General features: G+C 38.6%; 25 protein-coding genes and 1 pseudogene. 24 read left to right on the top strand and 2 right to left on the bottom strand.

Annotated features, from left to right (window positions below; all coding sequences use genetic code 11):
* Positions 1–26: 26 nt before the first annotated feature.
* From ACIQCE_RS12835 to ACIQCE_RS12735, 21 genes are all read left to right on the top strand, one after another.
* The gene (locus ACIQCE_RS12835; protein WP_400495345.1) at positions 27–1,256 is read left to right on the top strand and encodes a phage major capsid protein; all 1,230 of its coding nucleotides are present in this window, start codon (positions 27–29) and stop codon (positions 1,254–1,256) included.
* Between the two features lie 21 nt (positions 1,257–1,277).
* Positions 1,278–1,676, top strand: a complete 399-nt coding sequence (locus ACIQCE_RS12830) for a collagen-like triple helix repeat-containing protein (protein WP_400495323.1) — start codon at positions 1,278–1,280, stop codon at positions 1,674–1,676.
* A 12-nt stretch (positions 1,677–1,688) separates the two neighbouring features.
* Positions 1,689–1,994 (top strand): head-tail connector protein, encoded by a 306-nt coding sequence (locus ACIQCE_RS12825; protein ID WP_400495322.1) that lies wholly within the window; start codon positions 1,689–1,691, stop codon positions 1,992–1,994.
* Entirely contained in the window at positions 1,984–2,298 is a 315-nt protein-coding gene (locus tag ACIQCE_RS12820; protein WP_400495321.1) for a phage head closure protein, read from the top strand. The genes ACIQCE_RS12825 and ACIQCE_RS12820 overlap by 11 nt, the downstream gene beginning before the upstream one ends.
* A complete protein-coding gene (locus tag ACIQCE_RS12815; RefSeq protein WP_400495320.1) occupies positions 2,298–2,702 on the top strand; it encodes an HK97-gp10 family putative phage morphogenesis protein in 405 nt (134 codons plus the stop codon). The genes ACIQCE_RS12820 and ACIQCE_RS12815 overlap by 1 nt, the downstream gene beginning before the upstream one ends.
* A complete protein-coding gene (gp17, locus tag ACIQCE_RS12810) occupies positions 2,699–3,097 on the top strand; it encodes a tail completion protein gp17 (RefSeq protein ID WP_400495319.1) in 399 nt (132 codons plus the stop codon). The genes ACIQCE_RS12815 and gp17 overlap by 4 nt, the downstream gene beginning before the upstream one ends.
* A gap of 2 nt (positions 3,098–3,099) precedes the next feature.
* Positions 3,100–3,711 carry a major tail protein gene (locus tag ACIQCE_RS12805; protein WP_400495318.1) on the top strand — a complete coding sequence of 204 codons (612 nt, stop codon included), beginning with the start codon at positions 3,100–3,102 and terminating at the stop codon, positions 3,709–3,711.
* Between the two features lie 56 nt (positions 3,712–3,767).
* Positions 3,768–4,112 (top strand): phage tail assembly chaperone G, encoded by a 345-nt coding sequence (gene gpG / locus ACIQCE_RS12800; protein WP_400495317.1) that lies wholly within the window; start codon positions 3,768–3,770, stop codon positions 4,110–4,112.
* Positions 4,113–4,318: 206 nt separating this feature from the next.
* Entirely contained in the window at positions 4,319–8,764 is a 4,446-nt protein-coding gene (locus ACIQCE_RS12795; RefSeq protein WP_400495316.1) for a phage tail tape measure protein, read from the top strand.
* On the top strand, positions 8,765–9,601 hold the full coding sequence (locus ACIQCE_RS12790; RefSeq protein ID WP_400495315.1) for a phage tail domain-containing protein: 837 nt from the start codon (positions 8,765–8,767) through the stop codon (positions 9,599–9,601).
* 11 nt (positions 9,602–9,612) lie between these two features.
* The gene (locus tag ACIQCE_RS12785; RefSeq protein ID WP_400495314.1) at positions 9,613–11,376 is read left to right on the top strand and encodes a phage tail protein; all 1,764 of its coding nucleotides are present in this window, start codon (positions 9,613–9,615) and stop codon (positions 11,374–11,376) included.
* A 34-nt stretch (positions 11,377–11,410) separates the two neighbouring features.
* Positions 11,411–13,285, top strand: coding sequence for a right-handed parallel beta-helix repeat-containing protein (locus ACIQCE_RS12780; protein WP_400495313.1), 1,875 nt, complete (start codon positions 11,411–11,413; stop codon positions 13,283–13,285).
* A gap of 11 nt (positions 13,286–13,296) precedes the next feature.
* Entirely contained in the window at positions 13,297–14,772 is a 1,476-nt protein-coding gene (locus ACIQCE_RS12775) for a phage baseplate upper protein (RefSeq protein ID WP_400495312.1), read from the top strand.
* 12 nt (positions 14,773–14,784) lie between these two features.
* Positions 14,785–15,084, top strand: a complete 300-nt coding sequence (locus tag ACIQCE_RS12770) for a hypothetical protein (protein ID WP_400495311.1) — start codon at positions 14,785–14,787, stop codon at positions 15,082–15,084.
* Complete coding sequence (locus tag ACIQCE_RS12765; protein ID WP_400495310.1) at positions 15,081–15,260, top strand: XkdX family protein; 180 nt, start codon at positions 15,081–15,083, stop codon at positions 15,258–15,260. The genes ACIQCE_RS12770 and ACIQCE_RS12765 overlap by 4 nt, the downstream gene beginning before the upstream one ends.
* Before the next feature lie 43 nt (positions 15,261–15,303).
* A complete protein-coding gene (locus ACIQCE_RS12760) occupies positions 15,304–15,720 on the top strand; it encodes a phage holin family protein (RefSeq protein WP_400495309.1) in 417 nt (138 codons plus the stop codon).
* A gap of 46 nt (positions 15,721–15,766) precedes the next feature.
* Positions 15,767–16,591, top strand: coding sequence for a peptidoglycan recognition protein family protein (locus ACIQCE_RS12755; protein WP_400495308.1), 825 nt, complete (start codon positions 15,767–15,769; stop codon positions 16,589–16,591).
* Positions 16,592–16,794: 203 nt separating this feature from the next.
* Positions 16,795–17,769: a hypothetical protein gene (locus tag ACIQCE_RS12750; protein WP_400495307.1), complete on the top strand. Its 975-nt coding sequence runs from the start codon at positions 16,795–16,797 to the stop codon at positions 17,767–17,769.
* A gap of 21 nt (positions 17,770–17,790) precedes the next feature.
* A complete protein-coding gene (locus ACIQCE_RS12745) occupies positions 17,791–18,174 on the top strand; it encodes a hypothetical protein (protein WP_400495306.1) in 384 nt (127 codons plus the stop codon).
* A gap of 71 nt (positions 18,175–18,245) precedes the next feature.
* Positions 18,246–18,617, top strand: coding sequence for a hypothetical protein (locus ACIQCE_RS12740; protein ID WP_400495305.1), 372 nt, complete (start codon positions 18,246–18,248; stop codon positions 18,615–18,617).
* A gap of 164 nt (positions 18,618–18,781) precedes the next feature.
* Positions 18,782–19,273, top strand: a complete 492-nt coding sequence (locus ACIQCE_RS12735) for a hypothetical protein (protein ID WP_400495304.1) — start codon at positions 18,782–18,784, stop codon at positions 19,271–19,273.
* 207 nt (positions 19,274–19,480) lie between these two features.
* On the opposite strand, the gene ACIQCE_RS12730 is transcribed toward ACIQCE_RS12735, so the two are convergent.
* Together ACIQCE_RS12730 and ACIQCE_RS12725 are read right to left on the bottom strand one after the other, a co-directional pair.
* Positions 19,481–19,669 carry a hypothetical protein gene (locus ACIQCE_RS12730; protein ID WP_400495303.1) on the bottom strand — a complete coding sequence of 63 codons (189 nt, stop codon included), beginning with the start codon at positions 19,667–19,669 and terminating at the stop codon, positions 19,481–19,483.
* Positions 19,670–19,738: 69 nt separating this feature from the next.
* Positions 19,739–20,680, bottom strand: a complete 942-nt coding sequence (locus ACIQCE_RS12725) for a hypothetical protein (RefSeq protein ID WP_400495302.1) — start codon at positions 20,678–20,680, stop codon at positions 19,739–19,741.
* Between the two features lie 157 nt (positions 20,681–20,837).
* Between ACIQCE_RS12725 and ACIQCE_RS12720 the strand changes: the two genes are divergently transcribed.
* From ACIQCE_RS12720 to ACIQCE_RS12710, 3 genes and pseudogenes are all read left to right on the top strand, one after another.
* On the top strand, positions 20,838–22,361 hold the full coding sequence (locus ACIQCE_RS12720; protein WP_400495301.1) for a recombinase family protein: 1,524 nt from the start codon (positions 20,838–20,840) through the stop codon (positions 22,359–22,361).
* A gap of 34 nt (positions 22,362–22,395) precedes the next feature.
* A pseudogene (gene gerE, locus ACIQCE_RS12715) lies at positions 22,396–22,482 on the top strand (spore germination transcription factor GerE); the annotation flags it as partial.
* Between the two features lie 144 nt (positions 22,483–22,626).
* On the top strand, positions 22,627–23,067 hold the full coding sequence (locus ACIQCE_RS12710; RefSeq protein WP_400495300.1) for a MarR family winged helix-turn-helix transcriptional regulator: 441 nt from the start codon (positions 22,627–22,629) through the stop codon (positions 23,065–23,067).
* The last annotated feature ends 9 nt before the right edge of the window (positions 23,068–23,076 follow it).

Raw genomic sequence — 23,076 nt, 5'->3', positions numbered from 1 at the left:
CTATTCAATTTTTTGCAAAGGATGGTATGTCAGTTAAAGAAAGAGAATTACGACAAGTTCTAGCCGAGAAACGAAATGAAATTAAAGCACTAAATGATGAGGGTAAGGTTGAAGAAGCAAAAACATTGTTGGTTGAGGCTCAGCAAATTAAAGATCAAATTCAGACATATGAGGATTTACGAAACATGCAGGTTTCATATGCACAAGAAGACCCGCAGCAAGAGCTAGAGGCAAAGAACCCGCAACAGCCAACGGATGATATCGCTAAAATAGATGCGAAAAACCATGTTCAGCTCTTTGCTTCTGCCCTTAGAACAGGCAAAGCACCGAAACCTCTTGCCGCTATGAAAGAAGGCGTGGATGAGGACGGCGGCCTTATTGTACCGAGGGATATCTCCACGAAAATTAACGAAAAACGACGTCAATTTGATACTTTAGCCAATCTCGTTGATGTCATCCCAGTATCAACAAACAAAGGGTCAAGGGTTCTTGAAAAACTAGCGGATATCACCCCATTAGTAAATCTTGAGGAATTAGCGAATATTGAAGAATTAGAAAACCCTAAATTTGAAAACATCAAATATAACATTAAAGACTATGCTGGGATTTTGGTTCTTTCTAATGATTTACTTGCAGATACACAAGAGGCACTTTTGCAGTACCTGTCTAATTGGCTTGCCAAAAAATCAGCCGTGACCCGCAATACGTTGATTCTTAATCAATTGGGAACACTTGAGAAAACCACCGTATCAAAAACGGACGACATTAAAGACATTCTCAATGTCAAACTTGATCCGGCTATTAATGCCACGACTAAAGTTGTCACGAATCAATCAGGGTTTAACGCATTGGATAAACTGAAAGACGCCTTTGGTCGTTACTTACTCCAGCCAGATCCTACAGATTCAACCAAAAAACTATTGTTCAGTAAGCCGGTATCCGTTATTTCAGACAAATATCTGCCAAACGGCGGGACAAAAACAACTCCAAAATATCCATTAATCATTGGAGACCTCAAAGAAGCTGTCAAACTATTTGATCGTCAGCAATATTCAATTTTAACGACAAATGTCGGTGGTAAAGCATTCTACCGTAACTCTACAGATATGAGAATTATTGAACGTGAGGACGTCGTTCTTTGGGACACCGATGCTGTAGTTTACTCGGAATTTTCATCTATTAAAGATGCTGTTCCCGACAATGAAACTCCAAGTAACGGTGACACAGAAGATAAAGCAATAGACGCCGGAAAATAAATTGAAAGGAATTGATTAATCATGGCTAAAGATTTTTTGAATGAAAGTAATGGAGTATACACATCTGCAGAGGCGGGCGCAGACGGTAAACCTGTCACGCCTGTTTATTTAAAAGGAAACAGCAAAGAAAACCCTCTTTACATTCAAGGGATGCAAGGTGAACAAGGCCCTAAAGGTGATACTGGTCCTCAAGGTCCAAAAGGAGAAAAGGGAGATCAGGGACCAAAGGGAGATAAAGGAGACGCTGCGGTAATCGAAGCTGATTCTATTAAAAACGAACACCTTGTTGATGGAGCTGTAAACTCCCGAACAATCGGCAAAGGCAGTGTTAAATGGGACAACATCAATTCAGAAGTACAAAAAATGATCACTGACCTTCAAGCCAAAGTCGAAGCATTAGAAACACAAAAATCTGAATAAAGGTGATGCCGTATGACAGAGGCAGAACAAAAAGAGCTTGAAAAAGCGAAAAAATACCTCCGTATTGATGGTGATGCGGAGGATGATTTAATTTTGCATTTTATTGCTGCCGCCAAAGAGTACATCACAAATGCAACGGGGTTAAAATTCCCGAATAACTTAGCAAGAGCTGAATTAGCAGTTATGTCCTTTGTGACTCATTGGTATGAGAATAGGCAAATATCAGGTGCGTCATCAAATCTGGACAATGTACTTACAACAATGGTCAATCAACTCAAATATCTAGTTGCAGCGGACGGTGAAAAAGATGCTGAATGATATGAGGCACCGCATACAGTTTCAACAGAAAAAAGAAAAGAGTCGTTTGCCTGTCGATGGTGACAATGGTTGGGAAACTGTCATTGAGTGCTGGGCAAAAGCAGAGGGGTTAGATGGCGCTGAATACTATGCTGCTGCGGCTATTCAAAAGGAACATACAATCAAGTTCACCATACGCCACCATGAAGATATTGACGAACATATGAGACTTATTTTCAGAAAGAAAACATACGAAATTGAATCAATATTACCTCATTATTCAAGGCTTAACTTTCTTACAGTTAGGGCAAAGGCGGTGACGTGATGTTTAACCTTCAAATTGACGGCTTAGAGGAATTAGAAAACGCCATTGGCAACATGCAAAGAAAAGTCAGTAGGATTCATAAAGAAGCTCTTACGGCTGGCGCAACAGTCATAAAGGATGAACTTCACCCAAATACCCCAAGGTCAGACAAAGCCCAAAAACATATGCAGGATGATCTTGATATTACACGCCTGCGTACTGATGGGGATGGGGTGAAATATGTGGCAGTCGGTTGGCCGAAATCGAAGTCACGGAAGGATACTCAATGGAGGATCCATTTCCCCGAATTTGGCACGTTGCATCAACCAGCACAAAAATTCTTTACGCGAACTGTTGAAGCAAAATGGGATGAAGCAATACGCAAAGTAGCTGATAAATATCGACAGGCGTTGAGCAAACTATGATCATTCAAAACTTAATAAGGCGGGCAGACCTTTGCATGAATGCTATTTTTGAAGCGTTGGAGAATGATCCAGCGCTTTTGTCTATGGTCGAAAAAAGTGACATCTATGAACTTGCGGTACCAGAAGGGACGGAATCGAATCCACCTTATATCGTGTTGCAGGAAATTAACTATAGACCGATCAAATGGGCGAATGATAGACCCATACAAGATAGTGCAACCTATCAAATCGACGTTTATCACAACGCCGATCCACAACCCATTATGGCTGCAATAGGTGATGTGATGGAGCGTTTAGATTTTGCACCAACATTATCCATTTCTGATTTTTTAGAGAAAGAGAGGTTAATCAGAAAAGGGTACCGTTTTGAGAAAAATATAATTCTAGGAGGCTAACTATGCCAGAATACAGTTCAGTAACCGGTTTAACAAATGTTCGGTTCGCACCATTGCAAAAGAAAGGCAAATTTTATGTGCCAACTGAAATTTTAAAATACGAATATGCAATCAATATGAAAGTCGAAACAGAGACATCAACCGAAAAGCAATATGCAGATAACAAACTGGTTGATTTAGTTGTTTCTACAGGTTCCACAAAACTAGAAATTGAAATGCGAGATCTTCCTATGGAAATTCTTGCGAAATTGCTAGGCATTCAGCCGGACGAGAATGGATTGTACTTGTACAAGAAGAACATTATTCCGCCGTGGGTCGCAATGACGTTTGAGGGTCCGAAAGCAAATGAGAAGTCTCGTCATGTTGGCTTAGTAAAAGGTCGTTTTTCTTTACCTGGTGATGAGTGGAAGACGAAGGAAGAAAAAACAGATTTCCAAACTATTAAATTATCAGCGGAATTTGTTGATCGTGAGCAGGATGACGTTTTTAAGGTTGTCACTGATGAAGATGCTGAAAACTTTAATCTTGATGCATTTTACAAGACTGTTTTCGGTGATGCATACAAAGATGACAAAACTGAAAATAGTAGCGTTGATATTGGAAAAGGGTTATAAGAGGGCTGAAAAGCTCTCTTTTTTAATTAGAAAATAAAACATAAGGGGGAGTCACCATGACTCAAAAACAAATTTCAATCTCAATTTGGTTCGAGGAAGAGAAAAAACATAAAACGTTTATTGCGCCAAGAACAAATGCAAAAACACTATATGAAGCTTTCGAGTTAGACGAAAAAGCAGCAAATGCCGAGAATGCAAAAGAACTTGTGAAAAGCCTGAATGAACGAATTAAATTTATTGTACGTGTCTTCCAGAATCAATTTACATTTGAACAGTTTCAAGAGGGTTTTCAATCATTTGAGATTGCTGACGCAGTTAGAAAAATCATGATGGAAATCATGGGATTCAAAACTGCTGAAACACAAGATGAAAAGGATTTTTTGCCCGAAGTGAAAGCATAAATGAGCCTATTAAAAGCGGCAAAGATCAGTTAAATGCAATATATACCACTTTACTAGAGCAAGGCTGGAAGATGCATGAAATTGATCAAATGGATATTTTTCATTACTTAGAATTAAACGCAGAAGCGAGCAAAACAAAAGAAGTAACGATTGATCAAATATTCTAAGTCTTGAAATCTACGTCAGGGAAGCGGGGTGGTACATAAATGACTCAAGCAATCGGCAATATGGTCGCCAAAGTCAATCTGGATGACTCAGGTTTTAACAGAGGTATAACAGGGCTTCAAAGGCAAATGCGTCTTGCTAATTCAGAATTTAAAGCAGCTACTGAAATTTATAAGAATACCGGCAATCGAGCAAAAGAATTGCAAGCCAAAGTTGATGGACTTAACAATAAATATCGTATTCAAGGTAGAGTAGTACAAGAGCATAGAAAACGATATGAACAGTTAGTCAGGGAAAAGGGCCGTGATGTTAGAGAAACACAGATACAAGCGCGAAAGTTAAATGATTCTATTGCTGTCCATCAAAAACTAGAAAAAGAACTTCGTCAGGTATCAAAAGAATTGGAGCATTTGCAAAGCACCGGCAATAAAGCAGCTGGTGTTTTTTCTGTTTTTAAGAAGAATGCTGGGGAAGTATCCGAAGAATTACAGTCTGTGTACTCTGCTGCGGGAATGGCAGGAAAGGCCTTAACAGGTATCGGCGTTGCCGGAACCGTTGCAATTGGCGGTGCGGTAAAAGTCGCTGCAGACTTTGAGCAGGCAATGAGCCGAGTGGGTGCTGTGGCAAACGCATCATCTGACGAGATGGACCGTCTCACTGAAACAGCTCGTCATTTAGGGGCAACGACACAATTTACAGATGGACAAGTTGCCGAGGGCATGCAGTACCTTGCAATGGCAGGCTATAAGACAAATAACATCATTGGTGCCATGCCGGGCTTACTTGCTACTGCGGCGGCAGGGCAAACAGATTTAGGTGTAACAGCGGATATTGTATCTGACATTTTAACAGAGTTTCATATCGCCGCAGAAGATACTAACCGTGTTGCAGATGCAATGACGTACACTTTCACAAACTCTAATGCCACGCTAGAACAGATTGGTCAAACAATGAAATATGCGGGACCTGCTGCAAAGACGGCTGGTGTCAGCATGGAAGAGTTGGCTGCCGCGACAGGAATTATGGCAAACAGTGGAATCAAGGCTGATATGGCGGGTACTGCGTTACGATCTACTTTAACAAGGCTTGCATCACCTCCAAAACCTGCTGGTAATGCGATACATGAGCTTGGCTTAAGTGTTACTGATGCAAGTGGTCGTATGCGACCATTGGCTGACATTATCAATCAAATTAACGAAAAAACAAAAAACTATACGGAAACAGAAAAAATCCGTATCGCAAAACAATTAGCGGGACAACACGCTCTATCTGGTTTTATAACGTTACTTCATGCGGGCGGTGATAAGCTCGGTTCTTTCACAAAGGAAATTGAGAATAGTGGCGGTGTAGCTGAAAAAGTCGCAAAAGGTCAAATGGACAACCTTGCGGGGTCTATAGAGTACCTGCATTCTGCAGTGAATAATGCAGTGATTTCGCTAGGGAATCAATTTATTCCAGTGATCCGTGCAACTACAGATGGATTAACGAAATTCGTCACATGGTTTGATCATCTGCCTCCATCTGTTATGCAGACAATTGCCGTTACTGGTGGCGCTGTGACAGCTTTTAGTCTCTTAGGTGGAGCTTCCCTATTGCTACTGAGTCTCATCCCTCGAATGGCAGAAGGTTGGCAGGTGTTGCGCACTGCAGGAACATATTTGACGGGTACTGTCCGAGCTTCATCAACAAGTCTAGGCACTTACACGACACAAGTTACTACAGCAGGAGTTGCTTCGTGGACTGCAGCGAGTGGTATCAATACAGCGGCAGCATCAACAGCCGTTATGTCTACTCGAATGGGGCGGTTACAACAAAACACAGGTTTAGCAACCACAAGAATGGGGCGGTTAAACCAATCAGCTACAAGAACATCAAGGACAATGCGTGTTCTTGGCGGGGCGTCTCGTATTGCCGGTGGCGGCTTAATGATGTTCGGTGGTCCAATGGGCATGATCGGCGGTCTTGTACTCTCATTTCTTCCGGAGATACTTAAATTCGGTAAGGGTATAGTCATGATGGGTGTAAATGCGGTGAAAGGTGCAGGCGGTTTCTTGAGACTTGCTAAAAGTGGGTTTGGACTCTTTAACATCCTCAAAAAAGGCGCAGGTGTTGTGAGTTTGCTGAGAGGCGGCTTATCTTTGCTTGGTGGTCCAGTGGGGATGCTTGTGACAGGTGTCACGCTTCTAGGCGAAGCCGGGTTTAAATATTATGATGATCTTCAAAAACGTGTGATTCCCGCAACCATAGATTTTGGGGATGAAGTTTCAAAGTCCACATCTAAAGCGGTCAACGCTTATACGGATTTAGAGACAAAAGCCAATGCAAAGCTAGACAGCCTTTATCTTAATCAAACAAAGATCACAGATAAGATAGCTGACAACATGAATAAGCGATTTTCAAAAATGGCTGACACAATAAAAAAAGGCTATCAAGATAGTGCTGACAAGTCCCTTGAAGTTTTAGGGGATTTCTATTCGAAGAACAATTCACTTAAAAAGAAAGATGAGGAAAACATCCTCAACAAAATCAAAAAGGGCAACGAAAAAAAGCAGAAGCAAATAGAAAAGTACGAGAGCCAAGTCAAAAAAATATATGACAAAGCTGCAAAAGAACACCGTAAACTTACCCAAAAAGAATGGGATGATGTCAAAGGCATTACCCAAAAGATGAGTAAAGAAGTCGAAACGGCTCTTACAAAAAGCAAGGATGAGCAAACACTCATCTCCAAAAAGTTAAAAGCTGAATCGTCTAATTTATCAGCAAAGCAGGCTGCAGCAACAGTGAAACATAGTAAATCAGCAAGAGACAAAGTCATTAGTAATGCTAAAAAACAATACAAAGCTGTTGTAAAAGCTGCGGATGACCAGTTTTACATCAAAGGTACAATTACCAAAAAAGAACATGACGAAACAGTGAAAGCAGCTAAAAAACAAAAGGACAAAACAATAAAAGAAGCTAAAGAAAGTCATAAAGGCGTTGTGAAAGAAGCGAAGAAACAGGCAGATGGGCACATTGAACAAGTTAACTGGGAAACTGGCGAAGTGCTAGATGGGTGGAATACACACCTTGTTGACTTGGCTGGTGTAGTCAATACGATTACTGACGGTATTAATAAAGTTCTTGAGTTCATGAATCTCCCTACTATTCCAGAGTGGAAACCAAATGGACACAATGGAAAGAAAAAGGATATGAATGTTGCACCCGGAAAGGCTTACGCCAAAGGAACAGACTACCATCCGGGAGGTCGTGCACTGGTTGGGGAGGAAGGTTATGAGCTTGCTCACACTCCTGGTATTGGAACGTATATGGTCGGTGTTGGCGGTCCTCAAATTTGGGATTTACCGCGCGGAACATCAGTCTTGCCACATGACGAGACTAAAAAAATCACTTCACAGGGCTTACCAGGTTATGCAGGCGGTGTTGGTGACTTCTTTAAAAAGGGTGTTAAAAAAGCTGGTGAAGTAGTTGGTAAGGTGAAAGATTTTGGATCAGATATTTTTGATCTTGTTATGGCCGGACCAAAGAAAATTATCAGCAAGATATTTGGTGGCCTTATCCCTTTTAAAACTGGAAAAGGGATAGACGGTCTTGGAACAGGTATTTTAAAGACTATCAAAAAAGGGGCTTTAGGTTTTTTAACAAAGTCATTAGGTGATTTCGGAGGAGTCGGTGGATCGTTTAAAGGTGTTGGTGGTAGTGCGGCCGTCAAAAAATGGGTTGCCCAAGCTATTAGCATCACTGGTATATCGCCTTCATATGCAAAGGCGCTTGAAACCATTGCAATGAAGGAATCTAGTGGTAATCCTACACTTGTTAACAGATGGGACTCTAACTGGAAGGCAGGTCATCCCTCACAAGGACTTATGCAGTTTATACCGTCAACGTTTGCAGCTTATGCAAAAAAAGGATATACAAATATTAAAAATCCTGTGCATCAGGTTATAGCCGCAATTAACTATCTCAATCGTAGGTATGGTGGTATATACAATCATCCGGGCTTAAAATCAATGGCACGTGGTGGTCCTTACATTGGCTATGCTGCAGGCGGTGTTATTGACAATCACCAAGTTGCGCAGCTTGGTGAAAACGGCTGGCGCGAATATGCCATTACCACAGAACCTAAATATCGAAAGCGATCCTTGCAACTATATGCCAACCTTGGTAAAGAACTAGGCGTCCCTAGTTTTGGAGACGGTATGATCTCAACAGCTTTGCAACTGCTTGATCGGATTAGTAATAAGGATGCTAAACCACAGCGCAAACAGCAAGATCAGTCCGGTATGAGACAGATGATTGAGAACCAAAACAAACAAATTGGTCTTATGGCACAACAGATTGATTTGTTAACTCAAGGATTAATCACGATGCAGAAAGGGTTTGAGCAATTAATTGCAAAGGACCCTACCTTCAAAATAGATGGTCGTAAAGTTGACCAAACCACAGGAGATAGATACAGAAAACAAGCATTTATGAATGGGGTGAGGTAGATGGAATTATATATTGATTTTAACAATGGATTGGGTGAGCAAAGTCTAAATGATTTGCTTCCTCATTTTCATCCGTTAAGCCTGACACCTGCCTCACCAATCGTAGAATTTGAGACGGTGTCATTACCACGAATCAACGGTGTTGTACTGCCGCAACATCCGAGGGATGTGAAGTACAAAGAAAGACAGATTCAGCTTGAAATATATATGAACTCAATCATTGCTGAAAATTTCTATAGCTATAGAAGTGAGCTTTATGCTTTATTGGTTAAACCATTCCCATACTACATTTCATGTGATCTGTTTCCAAACAGAAGATTTTTAGTGACATGTGATGGGAATTTTACAGTGCCAAAGGAAAAAGAAAAGAACCACGTTGTTTTTAGCGTTGAATTTACGGATGTTTTGGGATCGGCTGAATCAAAAAGTACATCATTAAACCCTCAAACTTTTCAAGGGGAACGATGGAGTCCTGGGATGAACATAGAGATGCGGGATGACCTAGAGTATTCATTCAAAAATCAAAAAGAATTCAGCGTCTATAACATTGGAGATTTTAGAATCAATCCTTTGCGACATGATTACCAAGTGACGTTGAAAGCTAAAGGAAAAGGTGTAACAATTATCAATCATACGACCGGTGAGCGTTTGAAAATAGAAGATGAATTAACTAAGTCACGTGAAGTGACTTTTGTTAAGCAATATACCGTCGCTAACAAGAAACGTCTCAAGACATCTGGTAGGCTTCCATCCCTTGACATCGGCAGAAATGACTTTGAAATCCAAAATGCAAGTGACATTGAAATAGTGTTCAATACAAGATTCTATTATGCATAAGGAGGGATGGCATGGCTGCGGCTGATTTTATCAAGAAATTAGCGCCGGGAGCGCAAAAAGTTTATAAGAAATATAATGTGCTTGCAAGTCTTGTCATTGCTCAAGGATGCCTCGAAAGTGGTTTTGGAACGAGTGGTCTTGCAAAACAAGCCAACAATCTGTTTGGTGTAAAAGGGACATATAACGGTAAATATGTACTGATGTGGACCAGTGAACAGGACAGAAAAGGAAATGTTACTAGGATACAAGCGAAATTTAGAAAGTATCCGTCATATGCTGAAAGTCTTGCGGATTTGGGGAGCTTATATACACGTCTGAGTCGTTATAAGGCAGTGGTAGGGGAAACCAATTATAAAAAAGCGTGCCATGCGGTCACAGATGCAGGGTACGCTACTGATATAAATTATCCATCTAAACTCATTAGTATTATAGAAAAATACAATCTGACAAAATACGATGACAAAAACGTCCCTGATATACCAGACGAACCAAGCGAACCAGAAACACCAACAGAACCTGAATATCCAAGTAAAGAATATGATGGCAAGGATATGCCTCTAAACCAAAATTTGCCGTCAGATGTGGATTTCCCGCAACTGCATGTATCAAGCAAAGATGGAAAGGAAGTCGTTGAAATCACAGGCGTGTCTGTTGATCTTACGGATGATACGACGGGTAAAAAGTCATTTACTTTCACCTTGCAACGTACACAGGAAAATGCAACTGAATTTGAATTGTTAGTCGTGGACAATATTTTATATCTTGATGAGAAGAAATATAATCATCAGAAATACTACATCACGAATGTTAGTTTGCACCAAGAGAACGGGACGCTAACAAAAACTGTGACAGCTGCACATATTTTTTCAGTTCTGTTGATTAATAACAGGATTGAAAAGACAGTGACAAAGAAGCTAAGTATCAAAGAAGCACTTGATATTGCTCTTAAAGGAACTGATTTTAAATATGTCATCCATGCAAAAGATAGTGAAATTCCATCTGCAGATCAAGAAAGCTTCGGTGAAAAAAATTCAACAGAACTTATGGATGAAATCATCGAAGATTATGAGCTCGAGCTAGACGTGGATAACTACAAAATTCACGTGTATAAAAAGATGGGACAAGAAATAGATTTTGTGCTTGATAGTCGGTACAACATGCCAGGTATTACAATCACAACAGATACTCAAAACTGTACAACAAGAGCTTGGGGGTATGGTGCGCAGAAAGAAACAGAAAAAACATCCAAATCCAAGGATGATGACAAAAAAGAAGACAAAGAAGATAAAAAAGAAGTAACAAAAGAGGAAGAGAAAGAACCAGAATATGTGTTTGAACCGGTGCTTTATATTCATCCTGACGAAGATAAGTTTTTAATAGAGGGAAAACCACGCTGGGCTGAACCAATTAATGATGAAAGATATAAAAAAGCCAGCAGCATTATTTCAGCATTGAAGAAGCATGTAAATCCTTATCCTGAAATGACTGTTGAAATAGAATTTCAAAAAATTTATGAACCAAAACTTCTTGAAATAGAACAAGATTTTTGGAAAGGCGATACAATCCATGTTATAGCGGACACTGCGGACGGAATAACTTTTGAGGATGATTTGCGTGTCATTTCTATACAGTACAATCCTCTGGATCCATACAGCAGTCCAACGCTCACATTTGCGAACTTTCGTAAAGACATACAGCGTATTAATGTCGATCAAGCAAAGCAAGTGAAAAATTTACAACGATATATAAATGACATGCTCAAGACGCTTAGATAGGGTCTTTTTATTTTTGCCAAAAAGGAGTGAGAACATGGTAAGGCTTAGAAAGGATTATGATACAACACGAAACTCAAGATACGCTAATCAGTTAAGCGAAGATATGCAAACGATTGAAAATAATTTAAATCAAAACGCTGATGATTTAAAACGACATAAGACAAGTGATACAGCTCATACGTCCAATCAAATCAAGCACGGGCTGTTTTCCGTCGCCAATAGAATTGACAACTTGTGGTCACGAGTGATCAATCTAGTATTGAATCACGATGGAAAAGACGTTAAGGAAGTCGTTGATATACGAGTTGCAAGGGATGCCAGTATTCATCCCACTGCTAAAGATCGTCTTGATTATGAATTTCAACTGCTTGAGCAAGAAATTGAAGACTCATCAGTTTCTTTGAATCTCAAAAAGTTCATCAGGAAGTACGGGAGTTTCACAGCGGGCTTCAAGGCGGCTCTTAGCTTGGCAAAATTATATCCGGTTCATATTGTGGTGCCTCCTGGAAATTACAAATTGATGGATACAGCCCGTATCTATAAAAACACTCATTTGACCTTACAAGCTGGCGCAGTTATCAGACGCGGCTTTGTAGGGTTAATGATCGTGAACGGTGACAAAGATGATCAAACTAAAGGCTATGAGGGACATGGAAACTTACTGATTGATGGTCAAGGGGTACTTGATAGCGCAGGAGACGAGTATAAGGAACAGTGTTCTGTTATAGGATTTGCTCACGCAGAACGCATTATCATTCGTGACATCACGATCAAAGATGTGTGCGGTGGTCATGCGTTTGATTGTGCTGGTAACAAACATGTATTAATTGAAAATGTTCGATTCAAAGGGTTCGCTGATTATAAAGGAGACAGATGGTTTTCTGCTGCCGTCCAGCTGGACTTGATGAGATCGGTAGAAAACTTTGGGGCGTTCGGTGCTTATGATCACACACCGACATGCAATATTACTATTAGAGACTGTTATTTTAGCAAGTCTGAGAAACTAGGAGGATATGCGCGCGCTGTGGACTCACACACCAGCACTGATAATTTTTGGTATAGTGACATCCGTATTGAAAATAATGATTTTGAAGACACGACTGAGTACGCAATATCAGGAAACAAATGGGAAGATGTGCTGGTAGAAGGCAATAGATTTAAGAACTGTGCATCTGGTGTCAGGCTCATGATTCCAGATGTTAAATCTGTTTATACTCAAGATGCGAACGGAAACCCAACAAATAGAGTCAATAAAGTAAAACGTTTGTCGATAAAAGATAACACTTTTACCAATATTAAAGAGCGTCATGCCATTCAGGTGTATGGTCGTAAAGGGTACCAAAAAATTGATGACGTTGATGTTTCTGGCAATAAAATTAACGGAGTGAAAGTCAAGCATGCTATTCATTTATCTGATGTGGACGGTTTTGTAGTTTTAAGAAATCAATTTAGAGACATCAAACATCATGGAATCCTTTTAACTCGCTGTAGTAATGGCACAGTAGATTTAAACATAGGGCGAGACATCGAGGGGAACGGTGTACGTGTGGAATTAGGGTGTAAAAACATTGATGTCACAAACACTTCTTTACGAGAAGTTGGCTATTCAGGTATTTCTGTTTCAGGAGATTCAGAGAATGTAAATGTTGATTTCAGCAATATTGACAATGCGGGTAAAAGAACATCTTCGTCTTCTCATTACTACGGAATTATCTTTATGGATGGTGTCACAGATTCAGCAGCAAGGTTTAATACGGTGAGAGGTAAGAAATGCAGATACGCTATGTATTTAACTAATAAGTGTTCACGTATTCAGCATTTCGGAAATCGTTTGAAAGGTGCAGGAGCCGAAGGCGCTTTAGAAGATAATAGCGCTGACTCAATCAGGACAATAGAAAATGTGACATAAGGGGTGATAAGATGATTTCCAAAAATGGCGCACTTGAATTTAATGTAAATGCTTATACAAGTTCAAGCATATCAACCAGTATTAATTTTTGGACGCAAGACCGTAAGACAGCTAGATTAGTATTTAAACTCACTAAAGATGGGGTTCCGTTGCCTCTTGCAGCTGTCACGGGCAAACTTGTTTTAGCTATGGCTGATGGTAGTCAATTTATACGAAATATAACGATCATTGACCGAGTGGAGGGGTTTGCGGAGTATGTTTTGTCAGATCAAGAGATAAAGCATTATGGCACTGTAAAAGCAGAGCTTAATCTGTATTATGCAAATGATCAATCTATGTCCGTTCACCAGTTCTCTTTTAATATCTCTAAGTCTCTTGTTGATCAAAATATTGTCCCTATCACAGAGTATTATGTGGATGAGTTTGAAGCTTTAAAAGCAAAGATAAATCAGCTTTATGACGAGTCGATTCATACAATAGACGAGTTGCGTGCCAAGTTTGCTGATCTCGAGAAGATCGAAACAAAGGAAGGAGCCCAAGCGAAGGTAGACGCCCACGCAAATAATTCGGATGTGCATGTGACGGCGCAAAAGAAAGCGGAGTGGGACGCCAAAGAGACGCCTTCGGGTGCACAAGCGAAAGTTAATACTCATGCAAACGATGCGGCAAAACACGTAACTAGTGAAGAACGAGCGGCATGGAACGCAAAGGAAACACCAGCAGGCGCAGAAAATAAAGCAGCGGCAGCACTTGAAGCATCTAAAGAGTACGTAGATACTCACATTGAGAACAAAAAGATTCACGTAACAGAATCAGAGAAAAGCAACTGGAACAACGCACAGCTTTATAAACTCACGCCTAACGATGGAAAAGTCGCAAGGTTGCCAAACGGTACTGATATTTTCTCGCTATCTACGGGGTTTTATATGGGGGCGAACCTTGTAAATACGCCAATATCAAACGATGGAAGTTTTTATTACGTCGAAGTTTTAGAAACCGCATATAGTCAAGATGGTGTAAATTACAAAAGAATCATTGTCACACGCTCATTTGACAACTTAACATGGATTGGCACTTTCCATGCGCAAGGCTTTCGAGGATGGAAACGAATGCTTACTGATGCAGATGCAAATGTCGCATGGGTCACTCCGTCTTTATCAAATGGGTGGAAGCAGTACGTTTCACCTGACGGGTTTCCTCATACGTTGCGGTACAGTAAAGACGCAATGGGTGTCGTTGAGATTATCGGCTCAATTTACGGAGGCACGCTTGGAAATGACGTCCCAGCGTTTACTTTACCGGCTGGTTACCGCCCCCTTCAATCTACTCATCTTATCGGTGTTGCATCGAGCATAGGTACATCAGGGGTTCCGCAGTATCATCGAACATATATCGGTACGGACGGACGTGTCTGCATTCAATCGTCTTCTAATACGTCAAATCCAACGGAATTTATTACGTTTGGATTCCGGTTCAGATCAGCATAGGAGGTGCTTTATATGATATGGGTTTATAAATATGACGAAGAGTTCGTGTGGCAGCCCGGCGAGGAAATTCTCGTTGATGTAGAAAACGGGGAAGAAATTCCGAAAGGTTATACGTCAGTTCAGCCGCAGAACGGTCTTTATATTGCTAAATTTGATGCGGAGAAAGAGAAGTGGTATGAGTCAGCTTCGCAAGAATATATAGACGGCCTGCAACCAGATCCCCTTCCGCCAGATGATGTAACCCTGCTAAAAAAACAAATGGCTCTACTTACTTTGCAAGTTTCACAGTTGCAGAGAGGCGGAGCATCATGATTTATCCAACGGCGGCTGATATAAAGGTATTCTGGGATTGGGGAGTGTATACTCTTGAGATCATGCGGGAGTATGTTTCTTTGAGAGTTATTACAAAAGAAGAATTTGAGCAGATCACAGGCGTTGCATTTGATAAACCGCATGTCTCTGTAGATTTAGGTACATCAGCATCTTAACAGGTGCTTTTTATTTTGCCTTCGAAAGGAGGTGACAAACGAAATGGAGGAAACAACAGTGTTTATTAACTTTGAAACTTTGGATTTAGCGAAGACATATTTATTCGGTGGAGTTAAGTTTTTGGACTTGCTCTTGCTGCTGAGTGTAATGGATGTTTTAACGGGTATCATCAAGGCATGCAAGCTCGGCAAATTACGTAGCCGAACAGCATGGTTTGGTTATGTTCGCAAAATGCTTAATTTTGTTGTGGTTATTGTGTCAAACATCATTGATCAGATCATGGGACTAAATGGAGTATTGACTTACGGAACAGTGCTTTTTTATATTGCCAATGAAGGACTATCTATCGTTGAAAACCTAGTGCAGATTGGTGTTAAAATTCCATCTGTCATCACAGATAAGTTACATGTGATTGAAAGCGACAGTCAAAAAGAAAGTGAAAAGAAAGCTGCCGAGTAATTTGGCGGCTTTTTCGTATATAAAAAATGAAATGGAGAGATTGGATATGACAATCAAAGTGAAAAAGAACATGCTACCATCAAGTAAGTACAGTCTGAAATGTCCAAACAAAATGAAAGCGGAGTATATCACAGTTCATAACACAGCCAATGATGCATCAGCTGCGAACGAAGTTAGCTATATGATTGGAAATACCAGTTCAACAAGCTTTCACTTTGCAGTTGATGACAAAGAGGTAAGACAGGGCATCACAACAGATCGCAATGCATGGCACACAGGAGACGGTACAAACGGCACTGGGAATCGCAAGTCTATCGGTGTTGAAATCTGCTACAGCAAGTCAGGAGGTGATCGATATAGGGCTGCTGAAAAGTTAGCTATCAAGTTTGTGGCGCAGTTGCTTAAAGAACGCGGATGGGGCATTGATCGCGTCAAGAAGCATCAAGATTGGAATGGGAAATATTGTCCACACCGTATTCTATCAGAGGGTAGATGGAATTCGTTTAAAGCTTCCATCGAAAAAGAACTGAAAGCATTGAATGGTGAAAAATCTTCGGCATCGAAACCCGTGAAAACAGCACCTTCAACAAAACCTAAAACTAACACGTCTAAAAAGGCGTACAACTTACCGTCAGGCATTTTAAAAGTAACCAATCCATTAACGAAAGGGGTAGGAGTAAAAGCCTTACAAGAAGCCCTAGCAGATCTTTTCTTCTACCCTGACAAAGGGGCAAAAAATAACGGTATTGATGGCATTTATGGAGCAAAAACAGCGGATGCGGTCAAGCGATTCCAGCTTATGCATGGTCTTGCTGCTGACGGTATATATGGACCACTTACTAAGAATGCGTTAGAAATAGCTCTGAAATGAAATAAATATTTACGTGAAGGAAGACTTCTTGTCCGTTCTGTCTTACAAGTGCCACCTATAATTGATATGTAAAAATGTGGTTTTAATTTGAATATCCTGCTATTATGAATAATATAGAATCTTTTTTAAGTTTGAGAGAATATAGATTCATATTTTGGAATCTTTTAATCAGCTTCTTAATAATTTATAAAGGGCAGGGGTCAATGGTTAAATACAGAAATATCATTAAAAGAAAAAATTATTTAAATCAACTTGCAAAGGCACATGAAGTAACTTATTATAAACGCTCAGAGTCAGAAATAATCGATGAGTTAGTAAAGAATGGGCATAAAGAAAAACTTGATTATTTAGAAGATCAATTTAAATTTTCGAGTTCTCATTTAACCTTATGTCAATTAGAAGAGTTTTGGCCGGAGCATACATCATCTCCAGAAAAACTCTTATCTTATTTGATTAAAAAAGGAGTAATTAATTCAACTAATATCGATACCGAATGGCAACCTGAATTGAGGGAAAGACCTCAACTTTGTGCTATAAAGCATGAAGGCAGTGCGGTTTTCTTAAAATTTGTTGAAAAGAAAACAAGTGTTAGAAAAAGTGGGTATGGTTCTGCAATATCTGAATATGCTCAGTTTAGGTCATTTGTAATAGTTTATGGAGAGGAACCTCATATTCAAATGAGATGTCCTTTTAAAGAAATAAAAAAATATATGGAATTTTTGTTGACTTTTATTGGTTTTGGTAAACCATGCAAATATTTTACTGTACCTAAGTTGACAAAGAAAAATGCTGCTAAGATGTGTGAATATCTCTCTGCTGGAGTTGCATCTAGGCACATTATTCTTCCAGCCACGGTGGGGAGCGTTTTATTCCATGGAACAAAGGGTACTGATTTAAGTACAGACAATACTTATGAGGAAATAAATAAAGCAATAGAGAAGCTGGGTCTTCCTACAGACGATACTGCGGATGAAAAGTGTATTTTTAAATACAAAGATACGAAGACATCTATTGAAATTGAAACTACATTTGAAGTTCAGTATAAAAAAGGCTACTTTAAATTTTTAAAAGAAGTTCCGGAATGTGTAGTTGATCATGTTTTAGATACTTTAATTTTAGTTGACCTAGAAGACAGAAAAGAAAGTATGTCAGAATCAGCTGCTACTTCTGAAGAATAATAATTAAAAGGAGGGGAACTTATGGGCGCAATTGACTTTTTTAAAATAAATGAAGTTCTGTCTAACTGGGCGTCTAACTCCCCTCCTATAATTAACTTTACTGTTGAAAATATTTTGTATGCCTCAAATATAGATGATGATTATTACGAGGAAGTATTTAGATATCTTATGTCTAAAAACGGTTTCGAATTAATTCCTAAAAAAATTGTGCTGTGTCCTAATAATCACAAAGGTGAGACTTTTAGATTTGAGGAACCAGTTGAAGAAGAAGAATTTGATTGTATTTGCGGAGAAGAAAATTTTATACCAGATTTTCTGATTGTATTCGATTTTACTGAGCAATTCATTTCGCAAAGTAAAAAAAAAAGAAATGCACAGGACATGAAGTATTCAATGCTGGTGTAAAGGAATTAGCACAAGTAAAAACAGTTAATGACTTAATAGAAGAAAAGATAATAGAATCAGGGGAAAGGTCGGTGCTGGTTGTTGTGAATCAAAAGAAATATGATTTTTCTAATATTAATAATAGTGCTTTCAGTATAGGAGATAACTCAACTAATATTTCTACAAATAATATCAACAAAAATGATGATCAATTTTTAAAACTAACCCAAACTTTAATGCAAGAATTAAAAAAATCGGAATTGGCTACTCCGCAACAAGAAGAAGTTGAAGAGTTAGTAGATGCCATTGTAAACGGAGTTAACGAACCCCAACCCAAAAAGGCCATAATACGTAGTTTAGTTGATTCGGCAAATTCCATAATTCAATTAGGAGCAAACAGTACAAATTTAATAACTGCTTTCGAGAAATGGTCAACATATATTAGTCAGGCGTTAGGTGGTTAAAAAAGAGAGGCTAAAAAAGTCCTTCCAACGGGAAGGACTTTTTTATTTGTCGTAAATTACATACTTTATAACCAACTCATCTTTGACATTTGGTTATTTATAACTATGGAAATAAATGTATATTTTAGTTATGCTTAATCTGTATTTAAAGGGGAGGGTTTTTTTTGAATAAAAAATGTATAAGAAGAATTTCAATGTCTATTGTAGCTGCACTTGGTATTTCCTGTACTCTTGGAGAGTTTGCAGATGCAGCAGAGGCAAAAGTAAAAGAAAACAACACAATTGTTCAGCATGATGCAGAACAAAACATAATGACAGAATCTTTTACTAAAAGCGATACCGAATTATATCAAGGCGCTTTAGACCTTGGTCTTACTGACAAAGACATCTTTACACTTGACAGCCTTTTTACAAAGGAAGATAAAGCCACGGTACATAATCCTGTCCTTGCCGTAATAGGCATAATAACAGGCATGACCGCTATTGTTGGAACTGGATATCATGCTGGTCGATATATCGCTAAGCAACTATACAAACGCAAACAACTCAAGAAATCAACATATAAGAAACACAGATGGGCATTTAGAGCCGCCCTTGTTCCTGTCATCGGAATTGCAGCAACATTCGGCTTTGATGACTATTATATGGACATTTAACAATGTTTGAGTATATTTTGATTTTACTCATTTTGACAACTCTGTTATTCACCGTGGTTGAGGTTTCAAAACTCAAGAAAGAAAATAAATCCATCAAAAATGAAATTGAGGATTTAAAGAAAAACATCAACAAATGAAACTTGTTGGCCGCCCAAAAGGACGGCTTTTCTTAATGTCTAACTCCCTAAAAAATCATAATGGATTTTATCAAAAACGCCATTCCTTCTTCTCTTTATCCCAAGTCAATTCTTGTCTGCACAAAAGATTTTTGACTGCTTTTCGTATAGATTGTTCGTCTTTACCTGTTTTTCTTTTTAAATCATCCATTGTTGGATTCTTGTGGAACCGGCTCATATTATAAATGATTCGATAAAGTTTCCTTTCGAGATCAGTCACAAGGATCCCCTCCAATAAGAATATATGTTCGATTATAAACATAAATAAATAACCCTTCAAGTCGAAGGGTTATTTTAAAGCAGATACTTTATCAGTGATTTTCATATTTTCTCCTGAACGCTCGTAAGAGAATTTTGCAACAGTTTCATCTTCATCTATATAAGGAACTTTCCAAAATACAGCGATTTGGGTAATTGTAGTATTCTTTTTTCCAATTTTTGCAGCTAAATCATCACTAAACATTTCCACCATATTATAAGAACCTTGAGCAGAATCTTTGAAATCAAACGACAGGTAAACAAGAGCAATTAGTTTGTTATCTTTGTTAGTACTCATATCTTTATTAATTTTGATCTTTTCGATTGAGGCAGCCTTGTAATTATCTTCTATAATAGATTCAATTTCATATTCAGCATCGCTTTTCAAAGTAGACAGTTCTTTATCTTTCTTTTTATTAACTTCTGCAGCGTTGTTTTTCTTGCTTTTTTGTTTAACTTTCGATGAGTTTTTAATTTTAAAATTAATTTCAGCAGTAGCTACTCGATCATTATCACCGCTAACATTAGAACCCGCAAGATTAGCTCCATCTTTTCCAAAAATCTCTCTAACATGGTCAGTTTGAAGATTTTCGGGTGACGTTTCTACATAAGCGGTATACTTACCGCCTTCAAACTCCTCACCTTCTTCATTAGAAAATTTATAATCAAACATTCCATCCTCTTTAACAGTTACATCAGTAGAGAAGTCGTAATAATAGTTTGTACATTCCGGACATTTTAGATCAATTGTTAATGTTGTATCTTTAGGTAAATTGCTTTTTCCACTAATGAGAATGCTTTTATTGTCTGTAATTTTTTTGCTCAAGGTGATCTTTACGTTTAATTTTTCTTTAGTTTTAACACTTTCTTCTTTTTCACTAGAGTTCTCTGTAGACATCGTTTCTGATTTGCCGCAAGCAGATATGAATAAGGTGCATAATACTAAAATAAAAAAATTCTTAATGTATTTCAATATAGACCCTCCAAAACAAATATTTTCCAAATAAGTCTAGCATATTATTGAATTAGAAAGAAGATAAATAATGTTTTTTCCAAAATAAGAATATTACGGAATCGACAATTAAGATGTTATAATTCAGTAAGAACAATTCACAATTGGGGTGTGTTATATGCATTTCCGCAAAGAATCAGTAGACGAAATCATCAAATATGACGATTACCCTTATAAGGTCTATACAAGGGTTTCGACAGATAGAGATGAGCAAATAAGTTCTAAAGAAAACCAAATTGACGTTTGCAGATATTGGATCGAGCAACACAATTATGAATGGGATGATCGTTCTGTTTTGTTAGATGATGGTATCAGTGGAACTGTTCTTGAAGATAGAGCAGCAATGAAATACATTTTTTCATTGGCGGAAAAGAAAGAAATAAAAATGGTTATTTTTAAGTCCATCACACGTCTTGCTCGAGATTTGAAAGATGCTTTATATATTAGAGAGATTTTAGTGTCTAACGGAGTTCGTGTTGTCACGCTCGAAGAAGACTACGACTCTCTTTACGAGAGTAAGGCGTCAATGAAATTTGAAATGGCAGCTCTTTTTGCTGAGCAGCTACCTAAATCTATGTCGGTAAACATAAGTGGTGTACTTGCAGCTAAAGCTCGACGAGGAGAGCATTCTGGTCGTGTGCCATATGGTTATATGAAAGATGGCAAACACCTTGTAATTAACGAAAGTGAAGCTCAAGTAATAAGATTGATTTTTCATCTTTATAATAACGAGGGATTAGGTCACAAAAGGGTTACATATACTTTGCAAGAAAAATGTAAATTAGGTGAAATACCTCCACCTAGAAAACGAAGCAACTGGCAGCTTACAACAATTCAAACCATTTTAAGAAATCCTATTTATTGTGGCGTGTACATAGCTAATAGACATACCACGATCAAGGTTGATGGAAGGAAGAAATTTATAAGAAATCCACCCGAAAAATGGACCATTTATGAAGACTTTTGTCCACCGATTGTCTCCAGAGAAGATTGGGAGAAAGCAAATAATAAACCGACTGTTAATAAAAAAACTAAATTCACACCATGGAATGAGCTACGACAACTGCTTATTTGCGGAAGGTGTGGTTCTAATATGGTCATTATCCAAACGAGCAGAGCTAAAAAAAATGGAGACAAAACTTACTGGAAATATGTTAAATGCAGTAATTACAGGAGAGCTGGTCATGAAGGCTGTGTTAACCACGTTCCCATAACTTACGAAGAAGTTCGTGATTTAGTTATCGAAAAACTCATTGAATTTTCAGGGGATATATCACACGACTTTAAAAAAAATGCTCTTGAGCAAAAGGATAAACAAATCAAATCAATAAAATCAGAGTTAAAATCCTTAGAAACACAGAATAAAAGGTTGTTGGAGTTATACTTAGAAGATCAAATGATTACCAAGTCCGAATTTCAAATGAAACGGAATGACATTCAAGCTAAAATAATAAAGCTTGAACAGAGTTTATTTTCATTGCAGAAAGTACAGGATGAGAAAAATTCAATGGCTGAAATGAAAGCAGTCCTTCGAGAACTTGACGACAGAGAAAAAGATTTAAAGCGTGTTTTTGAAAAGCTCATTGATTATATCGTGATTCATCCAAATGGGAAAATGAACTTCCATTATAGATTTAAATGATCATCTGGGTTATACTCATTTGTAAAAGGTATGCATAACAAATGCCATGCAAAAGCTAGGAGTCAAAGGTCGTTCACAGGCCGTAGTCGAGCTTCTGCGTATGGGTGAGCTAGAGCTCTAAAGTCAGCCGGTCTCCCTTCCAAATGGGGGAACCGGTTATTTCTATTGATTCCTTTAGTCTCTTCTTGCATTTTCTTTGAAAAACGAGGAAAATAGGAATGTACATTTTAATTAAAGTGAGATGCTATAGTGAGGTATCGATGAAATGGAAGCAAATGAGTTCGACCATGTTGCAGATATTGAAAAATCATTGCGCCATATTGCTGCGATTATTAAGCAAAAAGGCAGAGAAATCCTACATCAATATACGATTACGCCTCCTCAATTTGTGGGGCTTCAATGGCTCTATGAATTTGGAGATATGACAATAGGCGAGCTATCACAAAAGATGTATTTGGCTTGTAGCACGACAACAGATTTAATTGATAGAATGGAAAAAAGCGAACTTGTGGAACGGGTCAAAGACCCTTCTGACCGGCGCGTGGTCCGCATTCATTTATTGCCTGAAGGTGAGCGGATTATCCAAGAAGTGATCGTCAAACGCCAAGAATATGTCAGTGAACTTCTAGAGGCTTTCTCTGAAGAAGAAGCCATCGTTTTCAATAAGTCTTTAATGAAACTACAGCAGCAAATGAAAAGAAAATGAGGCGATTTA

The sequence above is a fragment of the Bacillus sp. NPDC093026 genome, from assembly GCF_044754665.1.
Lineage (GTDB): Bacteria > Bacillota > Bacilli > Bacillales > Bacillaceae > Bacillus > Bacillus maqinnsis.
This window is presented reverse-complemented; position numbering and strand designations above follow the sequence as displayed.

Bases quoted from the DNA above. Each gene is read 5' to 3' on its own strand.
- ACIQCE_RS12835 (WP_400495345.1), top strand. From the start codon at position 27: ATGTCAGTTAAAGAAAGAGAATTACGACAAGTTCTAGCCGAGAAACGA.
- ACIQCE_RS12830 (WP_400495323.1), top strand. From the start codon at position 1,278: ATGGCTAAAGATTTTTTGAATGAAAGTAATGGAGTATACACATCTGCA.
- ACIQCE_RS12825 (WP_400495322.1), top strand. From the start codon at position 1,689: ATGACAGAGGCAGAACAAAAAGAGCTTGAAAAAGCGAAAAAATACCTC.
- ACIQCE_RS12820 (WP_400495321.1), top strand. From the start codon at position 1,984: ATGCTGAATGATATGAGGCACCGCATACAGTTTCAACAGAAAAAAGAA.
- ACIQCE_RS12815 (WP_400495320.1), top strand. From the start codon at position 2,298: ATGTTTAACCTTCAAATTGACGGCTTAGAGGAATTAGAAAACGCCATT.
- gp17 (WP_400495319.1), top strand. From the start codon at position 2,699: ATGATCATTCAAAACTTAATAAGGCGGGCAGACCTTTGCATGAATGCT.
- ACIQCE_RS12805 (WP_400495318.1), top strand. From the start codon at position 3,100: ATGCCAGAATACAGTTCAGTAACCGGTTTAACAAATGTTCGGTTCGCA.
- gpG (WP_400495317.1), top strand. From the start codon at position 3,768: ATGACTCAAAAACAAATTTCAATCTCAATTTGGTTCGAGGAAGAGAAA.
- ACIQCE_RS12795 (WP_400495316.1), top strand. From the start codon at position 4,319: ATGACTCAAGCAATCGGCAATATGGTCGCCAAAGTCAATCTGGATGAC.
- ACIQCE_RS12790 (WP_400495315.1), top strand. From the start codon at position 8,765: ATGGAATTATATATTGATTTTAACAATGGATTGGGTGAGCAAAGTCTA.
- ACIQCE_RS12785 (WP_400495314.1), top strand. From the start codon at position 9,613: ATGGCTGCGGCTGATTTTATCAAGAAATTAGCGCCGGGAGCGCAAAAA.
- ACIQCE_RS12780 (WP_400495313.1), top strand. From the start codon at position 11,411: ATGGTAAGGCTTAGAAAGGATTATGATACAACACGAAACTCAAGATAC.
- ACIQCE_RS12775 (WP_400495312.1), top strand. From the start codon at position 13,297: ATGATTTCCAAAAATGGCGCACTTGAATTTAATGTAAATGCTTATACA.
- ACIQCE_RS12770 (WP_400495311.1), top strand. From the start codon at position 14,785: ATGATATGGGTTTATAAATATGACGAAGAGTTCGTGTGGCAGCCCGGC.
- ACIQCE_RS12765 (WP_400495310.1), top strand. From the start codon at position 15,081: ATGATTTATCCAACGGCGGCTGATATAAAGGTATTCTGGGATTGGGGA.
- ACIQCE_RS12760 (WP_400495309.1), top strand. From the start codon at position 15,304: ATGGAGGAAACAACAGTGTTTATTAACTTTGAAACTTTGGATTTAGCG.
- ACIQCE_RS12755 (WP_400495308.1), top strand. From the start codon at position 15,767: ATGACAATCAAAGTGAAAAAGAACATGCTACCATCAAGTAAGTACAGT.
- ACIQCE_RS12750 (WP_400495307.1), top strand. From the start codon at position 16,795: ATGGTTAAATACAGAAATATCATTAAAAGAAAAAATTATTTAAATCAA.
- ACIQCE_RS12745 (WP_400495306.1), top strand. From the start codon at position 17,791: ATGGGCGCAATTGACTTTTTTAAAATAAATGAAGTTCTGTCTAACTGG.
- ACIQCE_RS12720 (WP_400495301.1), top strand. From the start codon at position 20,838: ATGCATTTCCGCAAAGAATCAGTAGACGAAATCATCAAATATGACGAT.
- ACIQCE_RS12710 (WP_400495300.1), top strand. From the start codon at position 22,627: ATGGAAGCAAATGAGTTCGACCATGTTGCAGATATTGAAAAATCATTG.